This window comes from Streptomyces sp. NPDC059695 (genome assembly GCF_042733785.1).
GTDB lineage: Bacteria > Actinomycetota > Actinomycetes > Streptomycetales > Streptomycetaceae > Streptomyces.
In genome coordinates this window covers 45,763-69,656 of record NZ_JBHWFF010000020.1, presented here as the reverse complement: position 1 = coordinate 69,656, position 23,894 = coordinate 45,763, and the positions used below count along the sequence as shown (strand labels likewise).

The 23,894-nt window shown below is 72.2% G+C and carries 19 protein-coding genes; 15 read left to right on the top strand and 4 right to left on the bottom strand.

The features are described 5' to 3' along the window. Window positions 1-8: 8 nt before the first annotated feature. The 3 genes from ACFV2S_RS24320 (at window position 9) to ACFV2S_RS24310 (ending at window position 2,293) form a co-directional block, all read left to right on the top strand. Window positions 9-614, top strand: coding sequence for a YdbC family protein (locus ACFV2S_RS24320; protein WP_383795223.1), 606 nt, complete (start codon window positions 9-11; stop codon window positions 612-614). Between the two features lie 98 nt (window positions 615-712). Beyond that, the gene (locus ACFV2S_RS24315) at window positions 713-1,372 is read left to right on the top strand and encodes a histidine phosphatase family protein (RefSeq protein WP_385562815.1); all 660 of its coding nucleotides are present in this window, start codon (window positions 713-715) and stop codon (window positions 1,370-1,372) included. A gap of 12 nt (window positions 1,373-1,384) precedes the next feature. Next, window positions 1,385-2,293 carry an ADP-ribosylglycohydrolase family protein gene (locus ACFV2S_RS24310; RefSeq protein ID WP_385562812.1) on the top strand — a complete coding sequence of 303 codons (909 nt, stop codon included), beginning with the start codon at window positions 1,385-1,387 and terminating at the stop codon, window positions 2,291-2,293. 270 nt (window positions 2,294-2,563) lie between these two features. Here ACFV2S_RS24310 and ACFV2S_RS24305 read toward each other — a convergent pair whose 3' ends face one another. Continuing rightward, complete coding sequence (locus ACFV2S_RS24305; RefSeq protein ID WP_385562809.1) at window positions 2,564-4,117, bottom strand: MFS transporter; 1,554 nt, start codon at window positions 4,115-4,117, stop codon at window positions 2,564-2,566. A 132-nt stretch (window positions 4,118-4,249) separates the two neighbouring features. Here ACFV2S_RS24305 and ACFV2S_RS24300 point away from each other — a divergent pair, with 132 nt between their 5' ends. From ACFV2S_RS24300 to ACFV2S_RS24290, 3 genes are all read left to right on the top strand, one after another. Next, window positions 4,250-4,867: a TetR/AcrR family transcriptional regulator gene (locus ACFV2S_RS24300; protein WP_385562806.1), complete on the top strand. Its 618-nt coding sequence runs from the start codon at window positions 4,250-4,252 to the stop codon at window positions 4,865-4,867. 204 nt (window positions 4,868-5,071) lie between these two features. Further along, a complete protein-coding gene (locus ACFV2S_RS24295; RefSeq protein WP_385562803.1) occupies window positions 5,072-5,782 on the top strand; it encodes a ribonuclease HII in 711 nt (236 codons plus the stop codon). A gap of 107 nt (window positions 5,783-5,889) precedes the next feature. Continuing rightward, window positions 5,890-6,522 carry a hypothetical protein gene (locus ACFV2S_RS24290; RefSeq protein WP_385562800.1) on the top strand — a complete coding sequence of 211 codons (633 nt, stop codon included), beginning with the start codon at window positions 5,890-5,892 and terminating at the stop codon, window positions 6,520-6,522. A 219-nt stretch (window positions 6,523-6,741) separates the two neighbouring features. On the opposite strand, the gene ACFV2S_RS24285 is transcribed toward ACFV2S_RS24290, so the two are convergent. Both ACFV2S_RS24285 and ACFV2S_RS24280 read right to left on the bottom strand, forming a co-directional pair. Next, on the bottom strand, window positions 6,742-7,371 hold the full coding sequence (locus ACFV2S_RS24285; protein WP_385562797.1) for a hypothetical protein: 630 nt from the start codon (window positions 7,369-7,371) through the stop codon (window positions 6,742-6,744). Window positions 7,372-7,599: 228 nt separating this feature from the next. Further along, entirely contained in the window at window positions 7,600-9,783 is a 2,184-nt protein-coding gene (locus tag ACFV2S_RS24280) for a RecQ family ATP-dependent DNA helicase (RefSeq protein WP_385562795.1), read from the bottom strand. A 142-nt stretch (window positions 9,784-9,925) separates the two neighbouring features. Between ACFV2S_RS24280 and ACFV2S_RS24275 the strand changes: the two genes are divergently transcribed. The 7 genes from ACFV2S_RS24275 (at window position 9,926) to ACFV2S_RS24245 (ending at window position 20,380) form a co-directional block, all read left to right on the top strand. Continuing rightward, the gene (locus ACFV2S_RS24275) at window positions 9,926-11,386 is read left to right on the top strand and encodes a DUF4192 domain-containing protein (RefSeq protein ID WP_385562792.1); all 1,461 of its coding nucleotides are present in this window, start codon (window positions 9,926-9,928) and stop codon (window positions 11,384-11,386) included. 115 nt (window positions 11,387-11,501) lie between these two features. Beyond that, the gene (locus ACFV2S_RS24270) at window positions 11,502-13,577 is read left to right on the top strand and encodes a glycogen debranching N-terminal domain-containing protein (RefSeq protein ID WP_385562789.1); all 2,076 of its coding nucleotides are present in this window, start codon (window positions 11,502-11,504) and stop codon (window positions 13,575-13,577) included. Window positions 13,578-13,686: 109 nt separating this feature from the next. Beyond that, entirely contained in the window at window positions 13,687-14,457 is a 771-nt protein-coding gene (locus ACFV2S_RS24265; RefSeq protein ID WP_385562786.1) for an NUDIX domain-containing protein, read from the top strand. A gap of 122 nt (window positions 14,458-14,579) precedes the next feature. Beyond that, window positions 14,580-16,448: an ATP-binding cassette domain-containing protein gene (locus tag ACFV2S_RS24260; protein WP_385562784.1), complete on the top strand. Its 1,869-nt coding sequence runs from the start codon at window positions 14,580-14,582 to the stop codon at window positions 16,446-16,448. Window positions 16,449-16,608: 160 nt separating this feature from the next. Next, window positions 16,609-17,496 carry a FadR/GntR family transcriptional regulator gene (locus ACFV2S_RS24255; protein ID WP_385562780.1) on the top strand — a complete coding sequence of 296 codons (888 nt, stop codon included), beginning with the start codon at window positions 16,609-16,611 and terminating at the stop codon, window positions 17,494-17,496. A 376-nt stretch (window positions 17,497-17,872) separates the two neighbouring features. After that, the gene (locus tag ACFV2S_RS24250) at window positions 17,873-19,417 is read left to right on the top strand and encodes an RNA polymerase sigma factor (RefSeq protein ID WP_385562778.1); all 1,545 of its coding nucleotides are present in this window, start codon (window positions 17,873-17,875) and stop codon (window positions 19,415-19,417) included. A gap of 144 nt (window positions 19,418-19,561) precedes the next feature. Beyond that, window positions 19,562-20,380 (top strand): S1 family serine peptidase, encoded by an 819-nt coding sequence (locus ACFV2S_RS24245; RefSeq protein ID WP_385562776.1) that lies wholly within the window; start codon window positions 19,562-19,564, stop codon window positions 20,378-20,380. Between the two features lie 208 nt (window positions 20,381-20,588). Here the strand turns inward: ACFV2S_RS24245 and ACFV2S_RS24240 are convergent, their stop codons facing one another. Next, window positions 20,589-20,822, bottom strand: coding sequence for a hypothetical protein (locus ACFV2S_RS24240; protein WP_030687247.1), 234 nt, complete (start codon window positions 20,820-20,822; stop codon window positions 20,589-20,591). Between the two features lie 431 nt (window positions 20,823-21,253). On the opposite strand from ACFV2S_RS24240, the gene ACFV2S_RS24235 reads away from it, so the two are divergent. Continuing rightward, the gene (locus tag ACFV2S_RS24235) at window positions 21,254-23,371 is read left to right on the top strand and encodes a type IIA DNA topoisomerase subunit B (RefSeq protein WP_385562773.1); all 2,118 of its coding nucleotides are present in this window, start codon (window positions 21,254-21,256) and stop codon (window positions 23,369-23,371) included. A 196-nt stretch (window positions 23,372-23,567) separates the two neighbouring features. Next, window positions 23,568-23,852, top strand: a complete 285-nt coding sequence (locus ACFV2S_RS24230) for a hypothetical protein (RefSeq protein ID WP_385562770.1) — start codon at window positions 23,568-23,570, stop codon at window positions 23,850-23,852. Window positions 23,853-23,894: the final 42 nt, after the last annotated feature.

Here is a 23,894-nt window from a genome sequence, read left to right as displayed (position 1 = left end):
ATGGCGCGGTGCTGGTCAAGTGGATTCGCTGCACCGTGGTGGACCGTCGAGGGTTCGAGCGGGGACAGCGGAAATGGGCGGGGCTGCTCGGTGAGCCGGGATTCCGGGGCCAGGGCGGCGGGTGGAGCCGGGGTCGCCCGGACGTCGCCCACGTCTTCGCGTTCTGGGAGAGCCGCGCCTTCTACGACTCGTTCATGGCGCGGTCGCACGACCGACTGGCGGCGTCCCAGGCGGGCACGTTCAAGGACATCCAGGTCAAGCTCTTCGACCACCGCTTCGACGTGAAGACGGGCTTCGAGCCGCGCTTCGCCGACGCCGACGTGGCGAGGGTGGCGCACTGCCGGGTCCACGAGGACCGTGCCGAGCACTTCGCGCTCATGCAGGAGAAGGTGTGGAACCCGGCCATGGCCGGGTCTCCCGGCATGCTGCGGGGCCTGTTCGGCGAGGCGCCCGGCAGCGAGTTCCTGGTGCTCTCGATGTGGCAGTCGGCCGCCGAGCACGGAAAGTACCGGGTCGAGCGGGTGGAGCGGCTCGGGCTGCGGGCCCGTACCGCGGCCGACGTGGCGGCGCTGAACGGGGACGTGGTGCAGCTCGAACCGGCCTGGACGGTCTGAGCCGGCCGTCGCCTCCCGCGTCCCGGCACCTCCCCCGGACGGCGTCCGGGCACGGCCTCGGCTGAGCCTGCCGCGGAGCGGCGTTCTAGGGTCGAGGTATGGCACGACCGCGGCGCATCGTCCTCGTACGGCACGGAGAGTCCGAGGGCAATGCCGATGACACGGTGTACGAGCGCGAGCCCGACCATGCCCTGAGGCTGACCGAGACGGGATGGCGGCAGGCCGAGGAGACGGGGGAGCGGCTGCGGGAGCTCTTCGGGGAGGAGCCGGTCAGCGTCTACGTCTCGCCGTACCGCCGCACCCATGAGACCCTCCGGGCCTTCCGGCTCCCCGCGGAGCAGGTCAGGGTGCGGGAGGAGCCGCGGCTGCGGGAGCAGGACTGGGGCAACTGGCAGGAACGGGAGGACGTCCGGTTGCAGAAGGCCTACCGGGACGCGTACGGGCACTTCTTCTACCGGTTCGCCCAGGGCGAGTCTGGTGCCGACGTGTACGACCGTGTCGGCGCGTTCCTGGAGAGTCTGTACCGCAGCTTCGAGGCGCCCGACCACCCGCCCAACGTCCTCCTCGTCACACACGGGCTGACCATGCGGCTGTTCTGCATGCGCTGGTTCCACTGGACGGTCGCGGACTTCGAGTCGCTGTCGAATCCCGGCAATGCCGAGACCCGCTCCCTCCTGCTCGGAACGGACGGCCGGTACCGGCTGGACCTGCCGTTCGAACGCTGGCGTACCCCGGAACCGTACGGCCCCACCGGATAGAGTGGCAGACCGATGACCGCTGACTCCGCACCCGACCGGCGCTTCGACCGCGCCCTGGCCAGCCTGCGCGGGCTGTCCGTGGGAGACGCCCTGGGCTCCCAGTTCTTCGTACCCGCCCACTACCCCCTGCTGAAGCGGCGCGAGCTGCCCGCCGGGCCCTGGCAGTGGACCGACGACACCGAGATGGCCTGCTCCGTCCTGGCCGTCCTCGTCCACCACGACCGGATCGACCAGGACGCCCTGGCCCTGTCCTTCGCACATCACCACGACTTCGACCGGGGCTACGGCCCCGCGGTCAACCGGATGCTCCGGCTCATCCGGGAGGGTGGCGACTGGCGGGAACTGGCCGCCGCGCTCTTCAAGGGCCAGGGGTCCTGGGGCAACGGCGCCGCGATGCGGATCGCCCCGCTGGGCGCCTGGTACGCCGACGACCCGGAGCAGGCGACGCACCAGGCCGAGATCTCCGCGTACACGACGCACCAGCACCGGGAGGCCGTGGTGGGCGCCATGGCCGTCGCCGCCGCGGCCGCCCTGGCCGCCGATCCCGCCGGACCGCCGACGCCCGAGGCTCTGCTCGACGGTGTCATCGCCCTGGTCCCGCGGAGCGCGGTCGGCGCGGGCCTGCGCAGGGCCCGGGACATGCTCGACTACGGCGACGCGAACACGGTCGCCGCGGTGCTCGGCAGCGGACGCCGCACGAGCGCGCACGACACGGTTCCCTTCGCGCTGTGGTCGGCCGCGCGCGGGCTCGGTGATTTCGAGCGGGTGTTCTGGACGACCGCGCAGGTCGGCGGCGACGTCGACACGACCTGTGCCATCGCCGGGGGTGTGGTCGCCTCCACGACGGCCGGTGCGCCGCCGGAGGGCTGGCTGCGGCAGACCGAGGAGCTTCCGGGGTGGGTCCCGGACGGCAAGGTCTGACGCGACGAGGCACCCCGAGGCGTGAGCGGGACGCCGTGCCCCCTGCCCCCTTCAGGGGCGCGGGGGACACGGCCGCGATCGGGCCCCGTGCGCTCTTGGGCCGGGTGCTCTCAGGCAGTGTGCTCTCAGGCCGCCGGATCGGCCGCCTGTGTTCTCAGGCCATCGGAACGGCGGTCTGTGTTCTCAGGCCATCGGAACGGCGGTCTGTGTTCTCAGGCCATCGGAACGGCGGTCTGTGTTCTCAGGCCATCCGAACGGCGGCCTGTGCTCTCAGGCCATCGGACCGGCCGCCTCAGCGCGGCCGCTCAGTGCCTCCAGGTCGCTCTTGCGGACCCGGATCACCAGGACGGCCGTGACCAGCGCGATCAGCACCATGCCGACGGCGGCCGTGAAGGCCGTGGAGATGCCCGAGGTGAGCACCTCGTGGCCCCAGGGCGCGGGCAGCTCCTTCGTCTTCAGCGCCTCGGCCTGCTGCTCGGGCGTGGAGTGCGCGAGGAAGTCCGGCAGCTGCTTCTCGCCCTCCTCGCGACTGGCGGTGCCGAAGACGGTGACCAGGATGGAGAGGCCGAGCGAGCCGCCGACCTGCTGGGTCGCGTTGAGCAGACCCGACGCGGCGCCCGCCTCGTGCTGGGCGACCCCCGAGACGGCGGTCAGCGTGAGCGTCACGAAGTTGAGACCCATGCCGACGCCGAACACGACCATCGGACCGAGTACCCCGCCGAGGTAGCTGCTGTCCGAGGAGATGAACGTCAGCCAGAAGAGGCCGACGCCGGTGAGCGTCGCTCCCGTCACCATGAACGGCTTGGGTCCGAGCACCGGCAGCAGCCGCTGGGCGAGCCCCGCACCGACGCCTATCGCGACGGTCACCGGAAGGAAGGCGAGGCCGGCCTCGACCGGGCTGTAGCCCAGGACGTTCTGCACCCACAGCACGATGAAGAAGAACATGCCGAACATGGCGGCCGACAGGCTGAGCATGATGACGTACGTGCCCGAGCGGTTGCGGTCCGCGAACATGCGCAGCGGGGTGATCGGTTCCCTGGCCCGCGACTCGACGACCGCGAACGCCACGAGAAGGATCACCGCGGCGGCGAACGAACCGATGGTCAGGCTGTCCTTCCAGCCTTCCTCGGAAGCCCGGATGAAGCCGTAGACCAGCGCCGCCATGCCCAGCGTCGACGTCGCGGCGCCCGCGATGTCGAACCGGCCCGGGTGACGCTCGGACTCCGCGATGTAGCGCGGGGTGAGGAAGGCGATCAGGAGGCCGATCGGCACGTTGACGAAGAAGACCCAGCGCCAGTCCAGCCACTCCGTGAGCGCTCCGCCGGCGAGCAGACCGATCGCGCCGCCACCGGCGGAGACCGCGGCGAACACGCCGAACGCCCGGTTGCGCTCGGGCCCTTCGGGGAACGTCGTGGTGATCAGCGCGAGCGAGGTGGGCGACGCGATCGCGCCGCCCGCGCCCTGCAGGGCGCGTGCCGCGAGCAGCTGCCAGGGCTCCTGGGCGAAGCCGCCGAGCAGCGAGGCGAACGTGAAGAGCAGGATTCCGGCGATGAACACCCGGCGGCGGCCCAGGATGTCGCCGGCGCGGCCGCCGAGGAGCAGGAGGCCGCCGAAGGTGAGCGTGTAGGCGCTGAGCACCCACGACAGGTCGGTGGTCGAGAAGGAGAGCGCGTCCTGGATGTGCGGCAGCGCGATGTTCACGATGGTGGCGTCGAGGACGACCATCAGCTGGCAGGCGGCGATGACGGTCAAGGCGATGCCCGGCCGACCTGCGGCGCGAGCCGGCTCGTCCTTGGTCTGTGTGTCCACCGGAGAAGTTGTCACTATGGATCCCCCACGGAAGAATTAGTGAACGCACCCGTTCACTTTTCGCCACGGTAGTGAGTCCCCCTCAGTGAACGCAACCGTTCACTGGGCGCTGCCGAAGAATCGAATCGCGTCAACGGAGAGATCCTGATGGTTACTTCGCGCTCCACGGCCGCCGCCCGGCCGGAGGGGGCGGCGCTGCGGCGCCGCGGCCCCGTGCTCGAGCGGGCGATCCTGGAGGCCGCGCTCGACCAGCTCAGCAGTGTCGGCTGGAGCGGCCTCACGATGGAGGGTGTCGCGGTCGGCGCGCAGACCGGCAAAGCCGCGGTGTACCGGCGGTGGCCGTCGAAGGAAGACCTCGTCGCGGACGCCCTCCAGGCAGGGCTTCCGAAGCTCGACGAGGCTCCGGACACCGGTCGCGTGCGCGAGGACCTGTACGAGCTCTGCCTCCGGGTCCGGGACGTGATGTACTCCAAGCCCGGCTTCGCCCTGCGCGCAGTGCTTCACGAATGCGATGCAGAGGCGGCCGCCCGCTTCCACGGCCTGATCGAGACGGGCGTCGTCCAGCCTTCGAAGAACCTCTTCCGGGAGGTGCTGCGGCGTGGAATCGGGCGAGGTGAGGTGCGTCATGACGCGATCGACGATCTTGTGCTCGATGTCATTCCGGCGATGATGATGTACCGATCCAAGGTGTGCGGAAGCGAATGGCCGGACAGTGAGATCGCCGACGTGATCGACCGGATCATGGTGCCGCTGCTGCGCGCCTGAGGCGGAACGGAGCATTTGGAGGCGCCGTAGCGGTCTTTCGGCGCGTACTGGCGGACCGTGCCGGCGGGCTCCGGCGCGTGCCGGCGGACCGTGCTTGGGGGCCCGGTCTTCCGGCCTTCGGCGGGTGGTCGCGCAGGCTTTCGGGCGGCTGGGGCGAATCCGGGTATCGCGGGTGGCGTCAGGCGGCGTAACCTGTCTGGCGCCATGCCGTACGAACCTCCCACCCACACTGTCGAGCGGTCGCTCCGAGCCACCACCGGCGCCAAGATCGTCGCCGGGGTCGACGAGGTCGGACGCGGGGCGTGGGCCGGCCCCGTCACGGTGTGCGCGGCCGTCACCGGCCTGCGCCGCCCCCCGGAGGGGCTCACCGACTCGAAACTGATCACCCCGAAGCGCCGTACCGCGCTGGCCGCCGAGCTGGAGGGCTGGGTCACCGCGTACGCGCTCGGCGACGCCTCCCCGCAGGAGATCGACGACCTCGGGATGACGGCGGCGCTGCGGCTCGCGGCGATCCGGGCGCTCGAAGGGCTTCCCGTGAGACCCGACGCGGTGATCCTGGACGGCAAGCACGACTACCTCGGCAGCCCCTGGAAGGTCCGTACGGTGATCAAGGGCGACCAGTCCTGCATCGCCGTCGCGGCCGCTTCCGTCATCGCCAAGGTCCGGCGCGACGCCCTCATGGCGGAGCTCGAGGGCGAAGGCGGTCCGTACGCCGCGTACTCCTTCGGCGCCAACGCGGGCTACCCTTCGCCGGTCCACAAAGCGGCGCTCGAAGAGCTGGGGCCCACCCCGTACCACCGACTCTCCTGGTCGTACCTGGACGCGCTGCCCCGGTGGCGCCACCTCAAAAAGGTCCGCCTCTCCGCCGAGGCGGCCGCGCTGGAAAGCGGGGGCCAACTCGGCTTCGACTTCTGAACTTCCGGTCGCGGGAGGCCTGTCCATCGGCCGCCCACGCGTCCGGGGTGCACATGTGTGCCCACCCGCCGGTGCCTCGCGCAGCGGCGTTTGATAGACATCCATTCATGCCTCTCATCCCCGAGGAGCCTCAGATTCACGAGAGCGCCCAGGGTCCCCGCGCCACCGCGGCCGCCGGCCGCCCCGCGTCGACCCCCCGTCCCGTACCCGGCCCGCGTTCCGCGGCCTCCCCGCGCCCCGTACGCCCCGTTCCCGGTCCGGCCGGGCCCGTGGCACCGGCGCCGCGCCCCGGTGCCGGGCAGTCTCCGGCCCAGCGCCCGGAGAATCGTTCCGACCAGCGATCCACCCCGCAGCTCCAGCTGATCCCGGCCCCGGTCGACGGCGCGCTCGACGCCGCCGAGGAGGCCCTGGACCTGCTCCTGGACAGCGGACGCGCGCCCGGCGAGATCCTGGTGCTCACCACCGGCGACCCGCACCCGTGGGCGGCTCACGAGCTGTCCTTCGGCGAGGCCGCCTACTGGGCCCAGCAGGACACCGGCGACGACGTGTTCTTCGCGGACGCCTCCGCCGCGGAGCGGGCCGCCGCCCGTCCCGTGGTGATCGTCGCCGTCAACGGCGGCGACGAGGAGACGGCCGCCCGGACCCTCCCGACGGCGATGGCCCGCGCGGGTGTGCTGCTCGTCGTCTGCGGTGACCCGCAGCGCGTCACGGCGCTCCTCGGAGCCGGCGCCGGCGTCTGACCGACCGCTCCTCCGCCGGACCCCACGGGGGCCGGCGGAGGCCTGGTGGTTCGGGATCGGCGAGGTGCCTCGCCGTGCCGGGCGCGTCGTGATCAGCAGGCTGCCCGGCGCGTGAGGGCCTTCGAGATCGCGGCGCGTGAGGGTCTTGGAGATCGGCTGGCCGTCCTGGCCGTGAGGTTTGCGATCGACGGGCCGCCCTGGCGCGTCGGGGTCGCGTGATCAGCGTGCGGCGGCCCGGCGCAGCGGTTCGGTCGCGCCGCTCGCCGTTCTCGGTGAGAGCAGGCCGAGCTCGGCCGGCCCGTCCCCCAGCGGCAGGGGGCGCGAGTCGGAGCTCGGCCGACGGCCGCCCCGGCCCTCACCGAGCACCTGCCAGCCCCCTCCGGTCAGCGTGATGTACGCGCCGCAGCGGAGCCCGTGCAGCGTGCAGGCGTCCCGGAGCCCCCACATCCAGGCCCCGTCCTCCTCCGTCCAGCGCTCGTCGCCCTCGCGGCAGTACAGCAGGACCGCGGTCCGCACCGGCGTCCGTCTCCGGAGGTCGTGCGGAATGACCCGTCGCAGATGCGCGAGCAGCGCGTTCCGGAACTCCCAACCGTCCGCCGCCCCGGGGGGGGGGGCGAACGAGGCCGGGGCCGCGGTGCGGTGCTCGTGGTCCAGGCAGGGGACGACCGGCGGGGCGGGCGTGGGCGCGTGGCGCGAGTGGAGGCCGCTGACGACCTCACGCGGGTTGCTCAGCAGGGGAATCCCCGCCGCGGCCCACTCGGACGGTTCCAGCATCCGAGCGAGGCGGCTGGTGGACTCGGACGGCGATCTGAGCGAGGCGGCTGTGGGCGGAGCGAATCCGAGGGTCACGGTCCTCCCTTCGGATACGCGCCCGCTGGGCGGGCAAGGTCGGGTGAGGGCGCACCACAGCACAGTCCTTCCGGACCGCTGACGGGCCGTGCGGGGCGGTTTCCCAATTCTTGCGGGCCCGTGCGCGGGCGGCAACGAGCAATTGAGGCCGCTGACTGGATTGAGTCGGTATGCCTCTCATATCCCTGCCCAGTTGCCCATTGTTCACTCCCCGTTCTCCTTCCGGCTTCACCCCTGGACGGCGAGCACCAGCGGAAACACCCCTTCCGCTCCGGCCCGGCGCAGCAGCCGCGCCGCCACCGCCAAGGTCCATCCGGTGTCAGAGAGATCGTCCACGAGGAGAACCGGCCCGCCCGCGTCCGCGAGCCGCCCGGCCAGCTCGGGAGGGACCGTCAGCGTGCGCTGCAGACCGACGACCCGCTGGGCGCTGTTGGTCCGCGAGAGCCGGAGTTCCTCCGCCTCGGGCGCGTACTCCACCATTCCGAGCAGGGGCATTCTGCCGATCTCGGCGATCCGCTGCCCGAGCGAACCGACCAGCCGCGGCTTCCGGTGCGAGGCGACGGTGACCACGCCGGCGGGCCGTGGCGGTGCGTCAGGTGCCCCGGAGGCCCATCCCCCGGGCCCCTTGGCCCAGTCCGCGAGCACGTGCACCACGGCCTGCACGACGTCGTCCGGCACGGGCCCGTCCGGCGCGCCGTCCGCCAGCAGCGGCCGCAGGCGGTTGCCCCAGCCGATGTCGGAGAGCCGTCCCAGCGCCCGGCCGCCGGACGACTGCTCACCGGCCGGAATGCGGCCCTTCAGGTCGACCCCGACCGCGGCGAGCCCGGTGGGCCACATCTTCCGGGGCTCGACCTCCACCCCGGGCCGTCCCAGCTCGCCCTTGGCTGCGTCCAGCGCGGCCACGGACACCTTCGGATCGAACCGGTTCCCCGCGCAGTTGTCGCAGCGGCCGCACGGAGCGGCCTCCTCGTCGTCCAACTGGCGCCGCAGGAACTCCATCCGGCACCCGGTCGCCGCCGCGTAGTCGCGCATCGCCTGCTGCTCGGCCGCCCGCTGCCGGGCCACCCAGGCGTACCGCTCGGTGTCGTACACCCACGGCTGCCCGGTGCTCTCCCAGCCGCCCTTCACCCGTCGCACCGCGCCGTCGACGTCCAGGACCTTGAGCATCGTCTCCAGCCGGGTCCTGCGCAGCTCGACCAGCGGCTCCAGGGCGGGCAGGGACAGGGGCCGCCCCGCCTGCGCGAGCACGTCGATCGTGCGGCGGACCTGCTCCTCGGGCGGAAAGGCCACCGAGGCGAAGTAGCGCCAGATCGCCTCGTCCTCCTGCCCGGGCAGCAGCAGCACCTCCGCGTGCTCCACCCCTCGCCCGGCCCGGCCGACCTGCTGGTAGTACGCGATGGGGGAGGACGGGGATCCGAGGTGCACCACGAAGCCCAGGTCCGGCTTGTCGAAGCCCATGCCGAGGGCCGAGGTCGCGACGAGGGCCTTGACGCGGTTGGCCTGCAGGTCGTCCTCCGCCTGCTGCCGGTCGGCGTTCTCCGTGCGACCGGTGTAGGAGGAGACGGTGTGCCCGCACTGGCGCAGATAGGCGGTGACCTCGTCGGCCGCGGCGACCGTCAGGGTGTAGATGATGCCGGAGCCGGGCAGCTCACCGAGGTGGTCGGCGAGCCAGGCCAGACGATGTGCCGCGTCCGGAAGCCGGACCACACCCAGGCTCAGGCTCTCCCGGTCGAGAGGGCCGCGCAGGACGAGGGCGTCCGTGCCCGCCCCGGTGCCGAGCTGCTCGGCCACGTCCGCGGTCACCCGCGCGTTCGCCGTCGCCGTGGTGGCCAGCACAGGGACGCCGGGCGGCAGGTCGGCCAGCATAGTCCGCAGCCGGCGGTAATCGGGCCGGAAATCGTGCCCCCAGTCCGAGATGCAGTGCGCCTCGTCGACCACGAGCAGTCCGGTGGCAGCGGCCAGCCGGGGGAGCACCTGGTCGCGGAAATCGGGGTTGTTGAGCCGCTCCGGGCTCACCAGGAGCACGTCCACCTCGCCGGCGGCGACCTCCTCCTGGACCGTGTCCCACTCCTCGGTGTTCGACGAGTTGATCGTCCGGGCGCGAATGCCCGCCCGGGCCGCCGCCTCCACCTGGTTGCGCATCAGCGCGAGCAGGGGGGAGACGATCACCGTCGGGCCGCTGCCTCGCTCACGGAGCAGCGAGGTCGCTACGAAGTACACGGCCGACTTGCCCCACCCGGTCCGCTGCACCACCAGCGCCCGGCGCCGGTCGGCGACCAGCGCCTCGATGGCCCGCCACTGGTCCTCGCGCAGTCTGGCCCTGCCCGTCGGGTCGGAGACGAGACGGGCGAGCACGGCATCGGCGGCGGCTCGGAGGGCGGTGCGGTCTTCCTGCGGGGCTGCTTGGGTCATGCCCCCATGCAACCCGATGCCTCGGACATCGCGCGAATGAGACGCCGAACCTGTGGACAACTCGGCAGGACGACGGATGCCGCGATCGGGGAGTTATCCACAGGGGTTTCGGATTTCGGGAGATCACGAGACCGTCCTGACCATGAACGCGAATCACCACGAATCCAATGGACCCTCCCGTGCCCAGCAGATCACGCTGCGCGGCCCGGCGGAGCTGGCCGACGCCCTGCCGTTCGTGCTGGGCTTCCATCCCACGGACTCCGTCGTCCTGGTCGCCCTCCACGGCGAGCACGGCCGCTTCGGGGGCCGGGTCAGGCTCGGGATCCCGCGCTCGCCCCGGGAGTGGGCGTCCACTGCGGACCATCTCGCCGAGTGCCTCGCGGAGGGAGGCGGCCGGTCCGGCGCCCGGCCGGACGGGATCGTCGTCTTCCTGTGCCAGGACCCCGCCCCCGGCGAGACGGGCCGCAGGGTCATGGAGCGGCTGCGGCCCTTCGCCCAGCGGCTGCGGACCGCCTGCGGCGCCCTCGACATCCCCGTCTACGAGGCCCTCTGCATCACCGACGGGCTCTACTTCTCGTACTGCTGCCCCGACCAGCGCTGCTGCCCGCCCGACGGCACCCCTCTCGCCCTCAGCGGCACCTCGGTCATGGCGGCGGCCGCGACGTACGCCGGCGTGCAGGTGCGGGGCACCCAGCGGGACATGGAGGCCCGGCTCAAGCCGCGCGGCGGGCCGGGCGACGAGGAGCAGCGGACCGCCCTCGACGCGGCCGCCGCCTCGATCGTCCCCCGCATCCTGGAAGGCGCCGAAGCGCAGGGGCGCCAAGAGGTGCGCGAGAGGACCCTGGGGCTCGCCCGTGAGATCCTCCGGCGTTTCGCCAACCCCGAGAGCCGGGGCGCGGACCGGCCGGGGGCCGCGAGCGGCCAGACCGCTGTGGCGGCGCCGCCGCGCACGGCGGGCCCGGTGCGGGCGGTCCTCCCGGGACGGCCCGCCGCTTCGACGGCCTCGGAAGACGCCGCCGACGACGCACTGATCAGCACCGAGGAGGCCGCGGCGCTGGTCCTCGGTCTCCAGGACCGCGTCACCCGGGACCGGGCCGCCGAATGGATGGAGGGCTGGGAGGGGACCGCCGCGCTGCGGCTGTGGCGCGTCCTGGCCAGGCGCTGCGTCACGCCCTACCAGGAGCACGCCGCCGCGCCCCTCACCCTCGCGGGCTGGACGGCCTGGTCCACGGGCGACGAGCCGACCGCCCGGGTCGCCCTCGGCCTCGCTCTCGACGCCGACCCCGAATACGTCTTCGCCCGGCTGCTGCACCAGGCGTGCAACGAAGGGCTGGACCCCGAGTCGCTCCGCTCCTGCCTGAGGGGCGAGCGGGACGCCCGGCAGGCCTCCGACCAGGAGGCTCCACCGCCCTCCCGCCGGATCCGGATGCGAGCCGCCCGCCGCCCGGGAACCCCGCCGACGCTCAGGAAGCCGGGACAGCGCACCGGCGGGAACGAGCGCCGGAAGACGGCGGGAGTCCGCCCCGGCGGACCCGCGAAGGGGAGGCCGGGGAGCGGGTCCCGGCGGCCCGGTGGCCCGCACGGTTCCAGGAGTGGCCGATGACGACCGTGACCCGGCCACCCGCCGAGGCGTTCAGCTCTCTGGCGGAGTCGTACGAACCGTCCCGCCGCCGCCCCGCCGGCCGCCCGGTTCGCACAGAGAGCAGCCCGTACCCGCCATGGCTCCCAGCCCCGTCCCGGCCTCCGGCCGCCCCACCGCCCTGCCCTCCGGTCCCGCGTCCGGACACACGTCCGGCGCCGGCATCGCGTTTCCGCGCGCCCCGCGTCCCGCGGAGCTCCCCTCGGTGCACGGAGCGCTCCTCTGCGTGGCCCTGCCCGCCCTCGCGGTCTGCGCCGAGCACGGCCAGCTCACCGGGGAGGGGCCCGAGGGGGTGTACGACGCGGGGCGACGGCTTCTGTCCCGCTGCGTCCTGCGGATCGCCGGCCGTGAACCCGTCGCGCTCCAGGGCCGCATGGCGAGCGCCGATCGGGCGGTGTTCCTCGGCGCCCTCCGCGTCCCCGGGGACGCCGGACCCGACCCCGCCCTCACGGTCGAACGCACGCGGAGCGCCGACGGAACCGAGCGGATCACCCTGCGCAGCGCCGCGGCACGGCCCCTCAGGGTCCCGATGGAAGTCGCTCTGGGCACGGATCTCGCGGACCTGGGCGCCGTGTCGTCGGGACGAACCGGCCCCGAACTCGCCGCCAGTGTCCACGGCACCGGACTGCGGTGGACCGCCGCCGACGGCCGATCCGTCGCCGTCACCGCGGATCCGCCGCCCATGGACTCCCTGGCGGCGGCGGGAGTGCTCCGCTGGGAAGCCGAGCTGGCACCCGGAGCGGCGTTCACGGTCAGGCTGCGGCTGCGGGGGGAGTCGGCGGGCCGCACCACCCCCTCCACGGGGGCGGGTTCCGGACGGCCCGGCGGTCACCTCCTCGCCGAAGCCTGCGCCGAGGGTGACGATCCGCGACCGGGAGACCTGCTCCGCAGCTCGGTCGAGGACCTGCGGGCCCTGCTCCAGCGCGATCCCGCCCGCCCCGCGGACGTCCACCTCGCGGCCGGCGTCCCCTGGCGCTGCGGACCGGTCACCGCCGAGGCGCTCTGGGCGGCCCGCATGGCCCTGCCCCTCGGCACCCGGCTCGCCACCACCACCCTGCGCGCCCTCGGACGCACCCAACTCTCCGGTGGAGGGCCCGAGTCCGGACGCCTTCAAGGGCCCCTCAGAGACGCGGGCCCGCACCTTCCGCCCCGCTGCACCGGCATCGAAGCCACCCTCGCGTTCCCCGCTGTGCTCGCCGAGGCCCGCCGGTGGGGGCTTCCCGCCACGGACCTGGAGGAGTTGCTTCCCGTGGCGGAGCGCTGCCTCGACTGGCTCCGGCGCACGGCCGGCCGGGACGGCTTCGTGCCGGACCCGGGGCCCACCGGGCCCTGGCGGGCCGAGACCCAGGCCCACGCGCACCGTGCCGCACTGCTCGGGGCCGACCTCCTCGACGGCTGCGGGCGCCCCGGAGGAGACGCTCTGCGCGAGGCGGCGCGGACCCTGCGCGAGCGGTTCCGGCGCGATTTCTGGCTCGACGACCCGGCGGGAGGACGCCCTGCCGTCGCCCGCGCCCCGGACGGCCGGACCTGGCCCCACCTGGGCGGCTGGGCGGCGCACCTGCTCGACACCGGGTTGCTGGGCGGCGGACGCTACGCGGCAGGCCTCCTGGACCGGACGGAGACCGAACAGGTGGCGAGGCTGCTCGGCACCCCGGCGCTCGACTCCGGCTGGGGGCTGCGCGGTCTCGGCACCAAGGAACCGGGCCACAACCCGTTCGGGCACCGGTCCGGTGCGGTCCGGGTGCACGAGACGGCGGTCGCCGTGGCGGGTCTCGCCGCCGCGGGTCACGAGAAGGAGGCCGCCTCCCTCCTCCGGGGGCTGCTCGACGCGGCGGCGGCCTTCGCGTACCGGCTCCCCGAGATGTACGCGGGCGAGCAGCGCACGACCGGTGGGCGTCCGGTGCCCCACCCGGCGGCGTGCCGGCCGGCGGCCGTCGCGGCCGCCGGAGCCGTCCACGCTCTGCTCGCCCTCGCGGGCATCAGACCCGATGCGCCGGGCCGGTCCGTGGCGGTGCACCCGCTGGCCTCTGCCCCGCTCGGCGCCATCAGGCTCTCGGGGCTCGTCGTCGCCGGCGAACCGTTCGCCGTGCGGGTCGGCAGGCTGGGTCTCGGTATGGTCGAGGAGGCCGCAGAGGGCCTTCAGCTGGGGGTGTGACGGGATGCCGGACACAGGGACGAGGGAAGTCTCGCAGGGCGGTGGGGAAGTCGCGGCCGATGCTTCCGCGGGGCGTGTTTATCGTCAGGAAGACGACTATGATCGCGGCATGCCTCCCTACGACCCGTCGGCCTTTCCTCCCTTCGCCGTGACCGTCGATCTGGTCGTGCTCACCGTGCGGCGTCACGCACTGTGCACCCTGGTCGTGCGGCGGGGAGAGCCGCCGTACCAGGGGCGTTGGGCGCTGCCCGGCGGTTTCGTGCAGGCGGAGGAGGACCTCGGAACCGCGGCCGCGCGCGAACTGGTCGAGGAGACGGGCCTCTGCGCGCACGATCCGGCCGCCCCGCCGCCCGTACCGAGCAACGGCGCCCACCTGGAGCAGCTGGCGACGTACGGGGCGCCCGACCGGGACCCGCGCATGCGAGTGGTGAGCGTCGCCCACCTGGCCCTGGCACCCGACCTTCCCGCGCCGCGCGCGGGCGGCGACGCGAACAGCGCCCGCTGGGCCCCGGTCGAGGAGCTCCTGGGCGAGGACGCGATGGCCAAGGCAGGGGACGGAGGGCCGGGGGCGCTCGCCTTCGACCACGCCCGGATCCTCGCCGACGGGGTGGAGCGCGCCCGCTCCAAGATCGAGTACTCCTCCCTGGCCACGGCCTTCTGCCCCCCGGAGTTCACGGTCGGCGAGCTGCGGCGGGTGTACGAGGCCGTCTGGGGCGTGTCCCTCGACCCGAGGAACTTCCACCGCAAGGTGACCGGCACGCCCGGCTTCCTGGTTCCGGCCGGAGGGACCACGACCCGTCAGGGAGGCCGCCCCGCGCAGCTCTTCCGGGCAGGTGGGGCCACTCTTCTCAACCCGCCGATGCTGCGCCCCGAGGTCTGAGAGCCGGGTGGATCCGGTGCCCCTGGGCGCCAACCCTGCGTGGAAAGTCCGAAATGTAGCGTTATCTTGCTGCGGAAGCGCCGCCCTGCCGCGGAGCGGTGTCATCTACCGCGAGAGAAGCGATGCTCCAGGCAATCGGACTGACCAGCACCCCCCGTCGCGACCGCCCGCCCGCCGTGGACGATCTCTCCTTCGAGGCGCGGCCGGGGACCGTGACCGCCCTGCTCGGCCCGCGGGGAGCCGGCAAGACCACCGCACTCCGGCTCATGCTCGAACTCGAGCCGGGCCGTGGGATCACCTACTTCCGCGGCCGGCCGCTGCACCGCATCGCCCACCCCCCGCGCGAAGTCGGCGTGCTCCTCGGCGACGTCCCCGGACACCCTTCCCGCACCCTCCGGGGCCAGCTCCGGATGCTCTGCGCCGCCACCGGGGTGCCCGCCGCGCGGGCCGAGGAGCTGGTCCGGACCGTGGGCCTCACCGGCCTGGAGCGCCGGCGGATCGGCACCCTGCCGATCGGCGCGGACCGTCGACTCGGGCTCGCGTCGGCCCTGTTGGGCACTCCCCACACCCTGCTGCTCGACGAACCGGCCGCAGGTCTCTCCGTATCCGAGAGCGCGTGGCTGTACGAGCGGCTGCGGGCGCACGCCGCCGAGGGGGGCACCGTGCTGTACACCACTGCGGACCCCAAGGACGCCGCCCGCAACGCCAACCGCGTCGTCACGCTCGGCGGCGGCCGGCTCGTCGCCGACCAGGACGCCGTCGAGTTCGCCCGTACCCGGCTGCGCCCCAGGGTCGTCGTCCGCACCCCCCATGCGGCGCGACTCGCCGCGGCGGTGACCCAGGAGGCCAGAGCCGCCCGCCGCCCGGTCGAGGTGGTCGCCGAGGACGGCAACCGGCTGTCCGTCTACGGCAGCGACTGCGCGGCCGTCGGAGACACGGCGTTCCGGCACGGTGTCCCCATTCACCGGCTCGCCGACGAGAGAGGAGGCGACGGAGACGCCTCCGGCCGCGGTCGTGCCGCGGGAGGAGAGGTCCGGCGGACGAAGGCGGGCGAGGACTCCGGGCCCGACGAGAACCGTCCGGCGGCCCGGAAGGGTGCCGCACGGCCCTCCGTGGCCGAGGGGGAGGCTTCGCGTCCCGGACGAGGTGCCGCGGTCTCGGGCTCCCGGCGGGGAGCGGAGGAGTCGGGCTCCGGGCGAGGCGCCGCGCGGAGGCCGGTGCGCTCTCCCCTGCGCCCGTTGAGGTACGAGCTCCACCGGCTCCTGGGCGTGCCCTCCACCCCGCTCGTCATGGCCGCGGTCCTGCTCGCCTCGCTGACGCTCGCCCTGCTCCTGGGGCGCAGCGGCCGGGCCGAGCTGCCCGCGGTCCTGACCGGCTGGCCCGCGCTCTCACCCCTGCCGCCGGCGGCTCTCGGCGCGGGGCTGATCGGAGCCTTCTCCTTCGGGGAGGAGTACCGCTATCCCGCGCTCACCACGGGGCGCGGGGCGGTGCCCCGCAGGCCGGGCCTGCTGTTCGCGAAGCTCGCCGTGGCGGCAGGCGTCGCCCTGGTGCTCGGGGTGCTCGTCGTGGCGGTGGACCTGGAGGCCCTGCGCTTCGTCCACGGGCGTGAGTTGATCCCCGTGCCGAAGAACTGGCCCGATCTCTGCGCGAGTTGGCTGGGTCTGGTCGTGGGGTGCGCGTGGGCCGGGGTGCTCGGTGCCGGGGTGTTCAGGGCGGCCGCCGCCGGACTGGCGGCGGTGCTCGCGGTACCGGTCGCCTTCGTGCCCGTGCTGCAGAAGCTGCTGACGGGACCGTCGGTGCGCTCGGCCGCCGGACTTCCGGCGAGGCTCCGGGAGTTCGCGGGACCGCAGTGGTCGCCGTCCCTCGACCGGTGGCTGGCGGGCGCTCTGAAAGTGCTCGCCCAGCCCGCGGGGGTGGCGCTTTCGCTGACGTTGACAGGGCTGCTCTGCGCCTATGTGTTCACCGGCCTTCGGCGCAGGGCCCGTTGGTGACCACCTTCGGATCAGAAGATTCCGGTTTTCCGCCAACTCCCCCGATTCCTGCCCGGAATGTCTGATTAATCGTCAATTGTGTAGGGGGTGCCGATCACCCTTTCGTGTGCTTTTCACCAAAGACCTCAAGGGTCACGGAGGCAACGCCGACAAAGGATGCGTGAGTACCCTTGCGCACACCATGATGACCGCCGCCCGCTCCGTCGACACCGGCCTCGGCGCCCCGGGCGATCTCGACCGCTACCCCTACGCGGAGGCGCCCGCCGCCGGCCGCGTGGGCCCGCCCTCCTGGGAGGGGGTGGACACCGATCTCGGTCGCGTCGGTCGACGGACCGCCGGCAACCGGGGGCGCGGGCTGCACGGGCAGCTCGTCCAGCAGCTTGGCCAGATGATCGTCTCCGGCGACCTCGGGGCCGACCGCCCGCTCGTTCCCGAGGAGATCGGTCAGCGCTTCGAGGTCTCGCGCACGGTGGTGCGCGAGTCACTGCGCGTACTGGAGGCGAAGGGGCTCGTCAGCGCCCGCCCGAACGTCGGGACGCGGGTCAGGCCCGTCAGCGACTGGAACCTCCTCGACCCCGACATCATCGAATGGCGCGCCTTCGGCCCGCAGCGCGACGATCAGCGCCGCGAGCTGAACGAGCTGCGGTGGACCATCGAGCCCCTCGCTGCCCGCCTCGCCGCCGGGCACGGCCGTGAGGACGTACAGCAGCGCCTCGCCGACATGGTCGAGATCATGGGGCACGCGTTCGCCCAGGGTGACGGCATCACCTTCTCGCGGGCCGACACGGAGTTCCACGCCCTCCTCATCCAGCTGGCCGGGAACCGCATGCTGGAGCACCTCTCCGGAATCGTGGCCGCCGCCCTGCAGGTCTCCGGGGGCCCTGTCACCGGCTGTGACCGCCCGAGCGAGGCCTGCCTTGCGCACCACGCCCGGATCGTGGACGCCCTCGCCGCCGGGGACGCGCACGGTGCCGAGAGCGCGATGCGGCAGCTGCTCACGGTCCACCCCGAGGTGGAGCGTGTCGTCCCCGCCCCTCGCGAACACTGATCCGCGAGCCGTGGCCGGGAGCGCGGAGGTGCACGCACCGCGTGCCGCCGGGTCCGAGCGCCACCCGGGGGGGCGGCAGGCTCTCCCCGGGTGACGCCCGGGTTCCGGCGGCACAATGTGTAGTGATCGGCCTCTCTGGCTGTTTCGTCGCAAATGAGGTGTGACTCGGGCCACGAAGATTGGGCGTAACACTCCTCCGAGCCGTGCGATGACCTAAGAGGTGACAGCCGAGGAAGGAATACAGCAGCCCGTGGAGGCGCTGTGCAGTTCCCCGGTCCAGCCCGCGCCGTCGACACATTCCCCGTCGGCGGTCGTCGGCTCCAGCCCGATCCAGGGCGGGGCCGGAAGCCGTTTCCATCGTTCCGAGAGGTTGTTCGTGTCGGCCAGCACATCCCGTACGCTCCCGCCGGAGATCGCCGAGTCCGAGTCTGTGATGGCGCTCATCGAGCGGGGAAAGGCTGATGGGCAGATCGCCGGCGATGACGTGCGTCGGGCCTTCGAAGCTGACCAGATTCCGCCAACCCAGTGGAAGAATGTTCTGCGCAGCCTCAATCAGATCCTCGAGGAAGAGGGTGTGACGCTGATGGTCAGTGCAGCGGAGTCGCCGAAGCGCGCCCGCAAGAGCGTCGCAGCGAAGAGCCCGGCCAAGCGCACCGCCACCAAGACCGTCACCGCCAGGACGACCGTGACGAAGACCACGGTCTCGGCCTCCACGGCCCCCGCGGCCGAGGGCACCGACCCGGCCGACGAGGCCGGCTCGCCCGCCAAGAAGGCGGCCGCGAAGAAGACCGTCGCGAAGAAGACGGTCGCGAAGAAGACCGTCGCCAAGAAAACGGCGGCCAAGAAGACCACGTCCAAGAAGGACGACGAGCTCGTCGAGGGCGAGGAGCTCCTCGAGGACGTGGCGCCCGGCAAGGGTGAGGAAGAGGAGACCGAGGGCGAGAGCAAGGGCTTCGTCCTGTCCGACGAGGACGAGGACGACGCTCCGGCGCAGCAGGTCGCCGTCGCCGGTGCCACCGCCGACCCGGTCAAGGACTACCTCAAGCAGATCGGCAAGGTCCCGCTGCTCAACGCCGAGCAGGAGGTCGAGCTCGCCAAGCGCATCGAGGCCGGTCTGTTCGCCGAGGACAAGCTCGCGAACTCCGACAAGCTCGCCCCGAAGCTCAAGCGCGAGCTGGAGATCATCGCCGAGGACGGCCGCCGGGCCAAGAACCACCTCCTGGAGGCCAACCTCCGTCTGGTGGTCTCGCTGGCCAAGCGCTACACCGGCCGCGGCATGCTCTTCCTGGACCTGATCCAGGAGGGCAACCTGGGTCTGATCCGCGCCGTCGAGAAGTTCGACTACACCAAGGGCTACAAGTTCTCCACGTACGCCACCTGGTGGATCCGTCAGGCGATCACCCGCGCCATGGCCGACCAGGCCCGCACCATCCGTATCCCGGTGCACATGGTCGAGGTCATCAACAAGCTCGCGCGCGTCCAGCGCCAGATGCTCCAGGACCTGGGCCGTGAGCCCACGCCGGAGGAGCTGGCCAAGGAACTCGACATGACCCCCGAGAAGGTCATCGAGGTCCAGAAGTACGGCCGTGAGCCGATCTCCCTCCACACCCCGCTGGGTGAGGACGGCGACAGCGAGTTCGGCGACCTCATCGAGGACTCCGAGGCGGTCGTGCCGGCCGACGCGGTCAGCTTCACCCTGCTCCAGGAGCAGCTGCACTCCGTTCTCGACACGCTCTCCGAGCGTGAGGCGGGCGTCGTCTCCATGCGCTTCGGCCTCACCGACGGCCAGCCGAAGACGCTGGACGAGATCGGCAAGGTCTACGGCGTGACGCGAGAGCGGATCCGCCAGATCGAGTCGAAGACGATGTCGAAGCTGCGCCACCCGTCGCGCTCGCAGGTCCTGCGCGACTACCTCGACTGATCCGTACGAGGTACGCATCGGTACACGGAAGGGCCCGGTTCCCCGAGAGGGGGAACCGGGCCCTCCGGCTTTTGCGCGGGTGCACGCCCGGGACTCGTGCTGGACGCTGGGTGAACCGACATCACCGGAGAGTCAGGAGGCTCCATGCGTGGTTCTCTCACCCGAGCATTGACGGGTGCTCTGGGCCTGATCACCGCAGCGGCTGGACAGCTCGCCACAGCCGGTCCCGTGGCCGCCGACAGCGTCGTGGTGGGCGGCCGGCCGGCCCAGATCACGGACGCGCCGTGGGTGGTGGCGCTGTCCAGCCGTGACCGGTTCGGGGGTACGCGCGCGGGGCAGTTCTGCGGGGGCGTGGTCGTTGCGCCGACCAAGGTGCTCACGGCGGCCCACTGCCTGGGCCGTGAGGTGCTCGGGGGCGAGCCGTGGGAGGTCCGCGACTTCGTGGTCATCGCGGGCCGTGCCGCGCTGGGCGGACAGGAGGGCCAGGAGGTCAGGATCTCGGACACCTGGGTCAACCCGGACTACGACCCGACCACCAACTCGGGCGATCTGGCCGTGCTGACGCTCGTGAGCGCGCTGCCGCAGTCGTACGTGATCGGCGTCGCCCGCTCGGGAGACGCGGCGTACGCGGAGGGGACGGAGGCCGACGTCTACGGCTGGGGCGACACCACCGGCAACGGGGCCTATGCCTCCACGCTGCGGACGGCACGCGTCCAGGTGCTGCCGGACACGGCGTGCGAGCGGGCGTACCCGGGCGGTTTCGGAGTCCGCTACCAGCGCGGGACGATGCTGTGCGCCGGCGACCCGCAGGGCGGGAAGGACGCGTGCCAGGGCGACAGCGGAGGGCCGCTGGTGGCCCAGGGGCTGCTCGTCGGCCTGGTCTCGTGGGGCAGCGGCTGCGGGCAGGCAGAGAACCCGGGCGTCTACACGCGGGTCTCCGAGGTGCTTCCGGCGCGGTACTGAGCCGGACATGAGGAGTCCGAGCGGGTACTGAGCCGGACGCGAAGAGCCCGAGCGGTACTGAACCGGGCATGAGGAGCCCGATACGGAATGGCCGGGGGAGGAGTCGGCCACCGAGGAGCCGGGTACGAGAACGGGCGGTCACCCCGCGAGGGGGCGACCGCCCGCAGTCCGATCAATGACCGGCCCTGGGCTCGTCGTGGATGGCGCGTCAGGCGTGGTCCTCGCCCATCGTGCGGGCCGGCACGTCGGTCAGCCGGTCCGTCTCATCCTGTATCTCAACGGCGATCTTCTTGAGTTCCGGCTCGAACTTGCGTCCGTGGTGGGCGCAGAAGAGCAAGTCACCTCCGCTGGTCAGGACGACACGCAGGTATGCCTGGGCGCCGCAGCGGTCGCAGCGGTCAGCGGCCGTCAGGGGGCTCGCGGGGGTCAGAACAGTAGTCACGTCGCCTCTTCTCTAGCTCGACGAGCTGTCGTACCAGGGTCAACATCCAACCAGGCCGAAAACGTTCCCGCTCGTGGCTTTTCCTTGAAACTTCTTCCCAAGGTGGCTGTCTGCTGCCGGTTGGCGGCGAATGAGCCGTATTGCGTAGCTCTACGGATTTCGCGTTGCTTGTATCGGTTGGCCCTCCCGGCGGTTGCCGGTTGTTGATGAGGACGTGCCCGGAGCCTAAATGGTTCATGCCTGGAAGGGAACGTGATGTTCACGTCACCCCATCGAGGGATCGAACATCCATGCGAGGCTGGACTAGCATGAGGAATCGGGGAGGGTGGCGTGACAACGGCTCTACCAGGCATCGGTACCCTCTGTGCGGTGACCGAAGCCGGGCCTTACCCCACCGGGCCAGATTTCAAATTCAGCGAGGAGCGAACCGCGTGACCGCCGAGACGTCCGTGCCGTCCAGTGCGCTGCTGACCGCAGACCGTGACGGTTCCAACTACACCGCGCGGCACCTGCTCGTACTGGAAGGGCTCGAAGCGGTCCGCAAGCGCCCCGGTATGTACATCGGGTCCACCGACAGCCGCGGCCTGATGCACTGCATCTGGGAGATCATCGACAACTCGGTCGACGAGGCCCTCGGTGGCTACTGCGACCACATCGAGGTCATCCTCCACGACGACGCCTCCGTCGAGGTCAGGGACAACGGCCGTGGCATCCCGGTCGACGTCGAGCCGAAGACCGGACTCTCCGGTGTCGAGGTCGTGATGACCAAGCTGCACGCCGGCGGAAAGTTCGGCGGCGGTTCGTACGCGGCGTCCGGCGGTCTGCACGGCGTCGGCGCCTCCGTGGTGAACGCCCTGTCGGCCCGCCTCGACGTCGAGGTCGACCGGAACAGCGCGACGCACTCGATCTCCTTCCGCCGGGGTGTCCCCGGCATCTTCACCGAGCAGGGCCCCGACAGCCCCTTCGATCCGGGCAACGGCCTGATCAAGGGCAAGCGCGTCCCCAAGACCCGCACCGGCACCCGTGTCCGCTACTGGGCGGACCGGCAGATCTTCCTCAAGGACGCCAAGCTCTCCCTGGAGACGCTCCACCAGCGCGCCCGGCAGACCGCCTTCCTCGTCCCCGGTCTCACCATCGTCGTCCGCGACGAGCGTGACCTGGCCGGCGTCGGCAAGAGCGAGGAGACGTTCCGCTTCGACGGCGGCATCAGCGAGTTCTGCGAGTACCTCGCGCAGGACAAGGCCGTCTGCGACATCCAGCGCCTCACCGGACAGGGCACCTTCAAGGAGACCGTCCCGGTCCTCGACGAGCGCGGCCACATGACCCCGACCGAGGTCACCCGCGAACTCGCCGTCGACGTCGCCCTGCGTTGGGGCACGGGCTACGACACCACGGTCAAGTCCTTCGTCAACATCATCGCCACCCCCAAGGGCGGCACCCACGTGTCCGGCTTCGAGCAGGCGATCACCAAGACGGTGAACGAGGTGCTGCGCTCGGCCAAGATGCTGCGCGTCGCCGAGGACGACGTCGTCAAGGACGACGCCCTGGAGGGGCTCACGGCCGTCGTGACGGTCCGCCTCGCCGAGCCGCAGTTCGAGGGGCAGACCAAGGAGGTCCTCGGTACCTCCGCCGCTCGCAGGATCGTGGCGAACGTGGTGGCCAAGGAGCTCAAGGCCTTCCTCACCTCCACCAAGCGGGACGCCAAGGCCCAGGCGCGCGCCGTCCTCGAGAAGGCCGTCGCGGCGGCGCGGACCCGGATCGCGGCCCGTCAGCACAAGGAGGCGCAGCGCAGGAAGACCGCGCTCGAGTCCTCCTCGCTGCCGGCCAAGCTCGCGGACTGCCGCAGCGACGACGTGGAGCGCAGCGAGCTCTTCATCGTCGAGGGGGACTCGGCCCTCGGTACGGCCAAGCTCGCCCGGAACAGCGAGTTCCAGGCGCTGCTCCCGATCCGAGGGAAGATCCTCAACGTCCAGAAGTCGTCCGTCTCGGACATGCTCAAGAACGCCGAGTGCGGGGCGATCATCCAGGTCATAGGAGCGGGCTCGGGCCGCACCTTCGACATCGACGCCGCCCGCTACGGCAAGATCGTCCTCCTGGTCGACGCCGACGTCGACGGTGCCCACATCCGATGCCTGCTCCTGACGCTCTTCCAGCGGTACATGCGGCCCATGGTCGAGTCCGGCCGGGTCTTCGCCGCGGTGCCGCCGCTGCATCGGATCGAGCTCGTCCAGCCCAAGAAGGGCCAGGACAAGTACGTCTACACGTACTCGGACAACGAGCTGCGTCAGACCCTCCTGGAGTTCCAGCGCAAGGGGGTCCGCTACAAGGACTCCATCCAGCGCTACAAGGGTCTGGGCGAGATGGACGCCGACCAGCTCGCGGAGACCACCATGGACCCGCGCCACCGCACCCTGCGCCGGATCAACATCGGCGACCTGGACGCGGCGGAGCAGGTCTTCGACCTCCTCATGGGCAACGACGTGGCGCCCCGCAAGGAGTTCATCACCGGCTCGGCGGCGACCCTCGACCGGTCACGCATCGACGCCTGACGGCCTCCACCCGTGGGTGGAGCCACACGCTCCACCCACGGGCCGATCACACGGCCGGCGACTCTCCGTAACATCGAGGTGTCGGAGGGGGACAGACATGGGTGAGACGGGCGGCCGAGGCTTCTCGGCATCGGGATCGGGATCGGGATCAGCGGCGTCGGCGTCGGCGACATCGACCCGGGCTTCGGAGCCGGACGTGAGGGCGCGTACGGGTACGGCGACGGCGTCGAGGGCGACCGAGCAGCGGGCAGGGGCGGCGAGCGCGGTGGCGCACGGGCCCTCCTGGCGCTCCTGGCCCTCGCGGGAGGCGCTCACCCGGATCGGGGTGCCCCGGGGACGGATCGTCCTCGACTACACCATGATCGCGGGACTGAGCGTCCTGGTGGTGGCCGGCTGCTACACCTCGGGGGCCTTCGGCGGCTGGTTCGCGCCGTTGCCTCCGCTGGGGTTCGGGCTCTGCGTGGCGGCGGCGCTGCGCTAACACCACACGACCCTTGGCCACCGCCTGGCGTCCTCGCTGGGG